Source organism: Polynucleobacter sp. 39-46-10 (assembly GCF_002282275.1).
In genome coordinates, this window is sequence record NZ_NCJB01000234.1 from 1 (window position 1) to 3,920 (window position 3,920).

The 3,920-nt window shown below is 47.5% G+C and carries 5 protein-coding genes; 2 read left to right on the top strand and 3 right to left on the bottom strand.

The window, feature by feature from the left end; translation table 11 throughout:
• Positions 1-195 (top strand): 50S ribosomal protein L28 (rpmB, locus tag B7X71_RS13365; protein ID WP_293600997.1); only part of this gene is annotated, 195 nt, incomplete at its 5' end.
• Between the two features lie 11 nt (positions 196-206).
• Positions 207-374: a 50S ribosomal protein L33 gene (gene rpmG / locus B7X71_RS13370; RefSeq protein ID WP_015421876.1), complete on the top strand. Its 168-nt coding sequence runs from the start codon at positions 207-209 to the stop codon at positions 372-374.
• A gap of 101 nt (positions 375-475) precedes the next feature.
• On the opposite strand, the gene B7X71_RS13375 is transcribed toward rpmG, so the two are convergent.
• The 3 genes from B7X71_RS13375 to purN are packed head-to-tail and all read right to left on the bottom strand — an operon-like array spanning position 476 to position 3,916.
• A complete protein-coding gene (locus tag B7X71_RS13375) occupies positions 476-1,669 on the bottom strand; it encodes an acyl-CoA desaturase (RefSeq protein ID WP_215301888.1) in 1,194 nt (397 codons plus the stop codon).
• A 28-nt stretch (positions 1,670-1,697) separates the two neighbouring features.
• Positions 1,698-3,299, bottom strand: coding sequence for an RsmB/NOP family class I SAM-dependent RNA methyltransferase (locus tag B7X71_RS13380; protein WP_293600998.1), 1,602 nt, complete (start codon positions 3,297-3,299; stop codon positions 1,698-1,700).
• Positions 3,296-3,916, bottom strand: coding sequence for a phosphoribosylglycinamide formyltransferase (gene purN, locus B7X71_RS13385; protein WP_293600999.1), 621 nt, complete (start codon positions 3,914-3,916; stop codon positions 3,296-3,298). Before purN ends, B7X71_RS13380 begins: the two co-directional genes overlap by 4 nt.
• Between the last annotated feature and the right edge of the window lie 4 nt (positions 3,917-3,920).

A 3,920-nucleotide genomic window follows, 5' to 3' on the forward strand; every position in this document is an offset into this window, starting at 1 on the left:
GTTGGCAACAATGTATCCCATGCAAACAATAAAACGAAGCGTCGCTTTTTGCCGAATTTGCAAAATCGTCGTTTCTGGGTTGAATCTGAAAACCGTTGGATTAGCTTGCGCTTAACCAATGCTGGTTTGCGCGTTATCGACAAAAACGGCATCGATGCTGTTTTGTCTGATCTCCGTGCACGTGGCGAAATTTAAGGAGCGCACAAATGGCTAAAGGCGGCAGAGAAAAAATCAAATTAGAGTCATCAGCTGGTACTGGTCACTTCTATACAACTTCAAAAAACAAGCGTACAAAGCCTGAAAAAATGGAGATCATGAAATTCGATCCAACCATTCGCAAGCACGTTGCTTACAAAGAAACTAAGCTCAAGTAATTTATCGATTCGATATTTATTTGCAGCAAATAAAAAACCCGCTAGATCAGCGGGTTTTTTATTGTCTTGATTTTTCACCAAGACAAAATTCATGTCATCGCTTAAGCGTAACGACGCAACCTTAAAGAGAAGTCACGCAGACTCGATAAACCACTATCTTCTGCGCGCTGACACCACGTATGCAATTGAGAAACCAATTGATCACCTGTAGCATTGGAGCGACTCCAGATAGCCTGCAAATCACGACGCATTTCAATCATCTTACGTAATTGAGCATTGCTTGCCATCAACTCTTCCAACTTCACTTTTTCTTCTGCAGTCAAACGAGATTCATCTTTACCCAACCAGGTACGCGCATCTTTTAAATGTGCCGCCAAGACTTGCATATGTTGGACTTCGTTACTGAAGAAAGAGCTCAAGGTTTTGCTATAGCGAGCCATGATTTCATAACGGTTAGCGATGATAGCTTCGAGTGTGCCTTGATCTGCAGGACGCAAGTCGCTTAGTACTGGCTTTGGAGAAGTCTTCTTCACTTTGGCCAAGCCAACAGCACTCATCATCTGAATGTACATCCAGCCGATATCAAACTCATACCACTTGCTAGAGAGCTTGGCACTTGTGGCAAAGGTGTGATGATTGTTATGTAGCTCTTCGCCGCCAATCAAGATGCCCCAAGGGAAAATATTTCTGGAGGCATCTTCACAGTCATAGTTGCGATAGCCCCAGTAGTGACCAATCCCATTAATAATTCCAGCAGCGGTGATTGGAATCCACAGCATCTGCACTGCCCACACAGTTAAGCCAATAGCACCAAACAAAAACACATCGATGATCAACATCAAGGCCACACCTTGCCAAGAGAACTTAGAGTAGACATTGTGCTCAAGCCAGTCATCTGGCGTGCCATGCCCAAACTTCTCTAAAGTCTCTTGATTGCGTGACTCTTGTTTATACAGCTCAGCTCCACGAGAGAGAACGGTATTGATGCCGAGAACTTGGGGGCTATGTGGGTCATCGACAGTCTCGCACTTGGCATGGTGTTTGCGATGAATAGCAGCCCATTCTTTAGTCACCATCCCAGTGGTTAGCCAGAGCCAAAACCGGAAGAAGTGGGACATGATTGGATGTAAATCTAAGGCACGGTGCGCTTGGCAACGATGCAAGAAAATAGTCACGCTAGCAATTGTGATGTGAGTGGCCACCAAAGTAAAAACAAGGATCTGCCACCACGCCCAATTTAAATAGCCATGAGATAGCCAATTAAGGAATAAATCAAAACCAGAAGCTGTGTTCAAAAGGATATCCCTAACGAGGTCTAAACCCTTATTTTAGTTCTTTAGCGACTTTCTTGGTTTTGATCTTAGTCTCTTTTTCCCCGCCTTTTTCATCGCCCTGATCAATCTTCTCAACTGGAGCAGCAGCTTTCTTTTGGAAAACAGCCCCAAAGAAGCCATCTGTACCGTGAATATGGGGCCAAAGCTGCCACCAAGGGTTATCAGGACTACATCCTAGAGGAATTTTATCCTTTGGAAACAATGGCTTAAGAACCTCGGCTGCCGGAACGACCTCAAAATTGGGGTGCTTTGCCAAGAAATCCTCTGCAATTTGCTGGTTTTCTTGAGGTAAAAGGCTGCAGGTCGCATAAACCAAGCGGCCTCCTGGCTTGAGCAAGCGACTTGCCGAAGCCAATATATTCATTTGCTTTTGATTGAGCTCCAACACCCCTTCTGGGGTCTGGCGCCATTTGAGGTCTGGGTTACGGCGCAAAGTACCCATGCCACTACAAGGGGCGTCGACTAAAACGCGATCAATCTTGCCGGCTAAGCGCTTGATCTTAGTGTCATTCTCGCTATCAATCCAGACAGGATGCACGTTAGAGAGTCCGCTACGGGCTTGCCGCGGCTTCAAATTAGCCAAGCGTCGCTCAGATGTATCCAGGGCGTACAAACGGCCTGTGGAGCGCATGATTGCCCCAATCGCTAAAGTCTTGCCGCCAGCACCTGCACAGAAGTCCACTACCATCTCACCGCGTTTGGGGGCGAGTAAGTAGGCTAATAACTGACTGCCTTCATCTTGAACCTCAAACATCCCTGCTTTAAAGCCAACAGTATTTTGCAGAGCGGGCTTACCCATAATGCGCACACCATCAGGGGCATATGGAGTTGGAATGGCTTGATAGCGACCGCCAAGGGCATTCATCTCAGCAAGCAATTGCTCACGAGTTGTCTTCATGGTGTTTGCACGTAAATCCAAAAGAGCTGGATGCATAAGTGATTTAGCTAACTCTTCGCGAGATTCTTCGCCGGGATATTTTCCAAACGCATCCCACAACCATTCCGGCAAGTTATTACGAACCAATGGATTGAGTGCTGATGGATCGACTGTCGCAAAGCGCTGCAACCACTCGTACTCGCCCGTCTTGAGCACGTGGGCTAAGTCAGCAATCGCACTCTCAGCGCGATTAGCAGAACCAAGACCACCTTCAGACAGAGCAGACAGCAAACCCAATAGGGCTAAGCGTCTGGCCTGTGATCCCTCACCACTTGAAGCAAATTGTGAGAACTCATTTTTACGACGCAAGATGGCAAAAGCACTCTCAGCAATTAAGGCGCGATCACGATTACCCAGCTGCGGTTCAGAGCGGAAATAGCGACTCACTACACGATCAGCTGGTTGGTCAAAATTGAGTAACTCAGGAAGTAGACGCTCCAAATGAATAGCATGCTGAGGTAAAGCCTTCGCATTAGAAAAGTTTTTTTGACCTTCGGGCGCAATGATGTTTCCGCTCGCATTACGACGCTCTGGGCGACGCAATGGATCCTTAGATTTAGCGGCATAACTCTTTTGTGGACCTAAGCGTGATCCAGATCTGGATCCAGACTTTGAGCCAGTACTGGCTCCGCGGGATGAACGTTCTTTACTCATAATTTTATTAATTGCGACTCCGGTGGTTGAACCTGAACTTGATTACCTTCTATTCGCAATCGTCCATCAAGGAACCATTTTACGGCCCGCGGGTAAATCTGATGCTCAGCTGCCAAAACGCGCGCCGCCAAACTATCTGCATCGTCGCCAGGAAGCACTGGAACTGAAGCTTGGCAGATGATGGGGCCTTCATCGACACCCTCGGTCACAAAGTGCACGCTGGCACCGTGTTCGGCTACGCCGGCTTCCAAAGCCCGCTCGTGGGTATGCAAACCCGGGAAGGCTGGCAACAAGGCAGGGTGGATATTGATCAGGCGACCCTCAAAATGACGAATAAAGCCCGGGGTCAGAATTCTCATAAAACCGGCTAGAACCACTAAATCAGCACCTAATTCATCGATTTTTGCGATGAGAGCAGCATCAAAGGACTCGCGTGTAGCATGTTCTTTATGCTCAATGGCAAAGGCTGGAATGCCTTGAGAGCGACCAAAATCAAGGCCCTTAGCAGCAGAGTGATTAGCGATCACCCCTGCAAAAGTGACGGGCCACTGCTCTTTTTGAGCTGTTTTGACGATAGCCTCGAAATTGGATCCGCGGCCTGAGATTAAGGTAACGATAGAT

Excerpts from the sequence above, each read along its gene's own strand:
- rpmG (WP_015421876.1), top strand. The coding sequence starts at position 207 with ATGGCTAAAGGCGGCAGAGAAAAAATCAAATTAGAGTCATCAGCTGGT.
- B7X71_RS13380 (WP_293600998.1), bottom strand. The coding sequence starts at position 3,299 with ATGAGTAAAGAACGTTCATCCCGCGGAGCCAGTACTGGCTCAAAGTCT.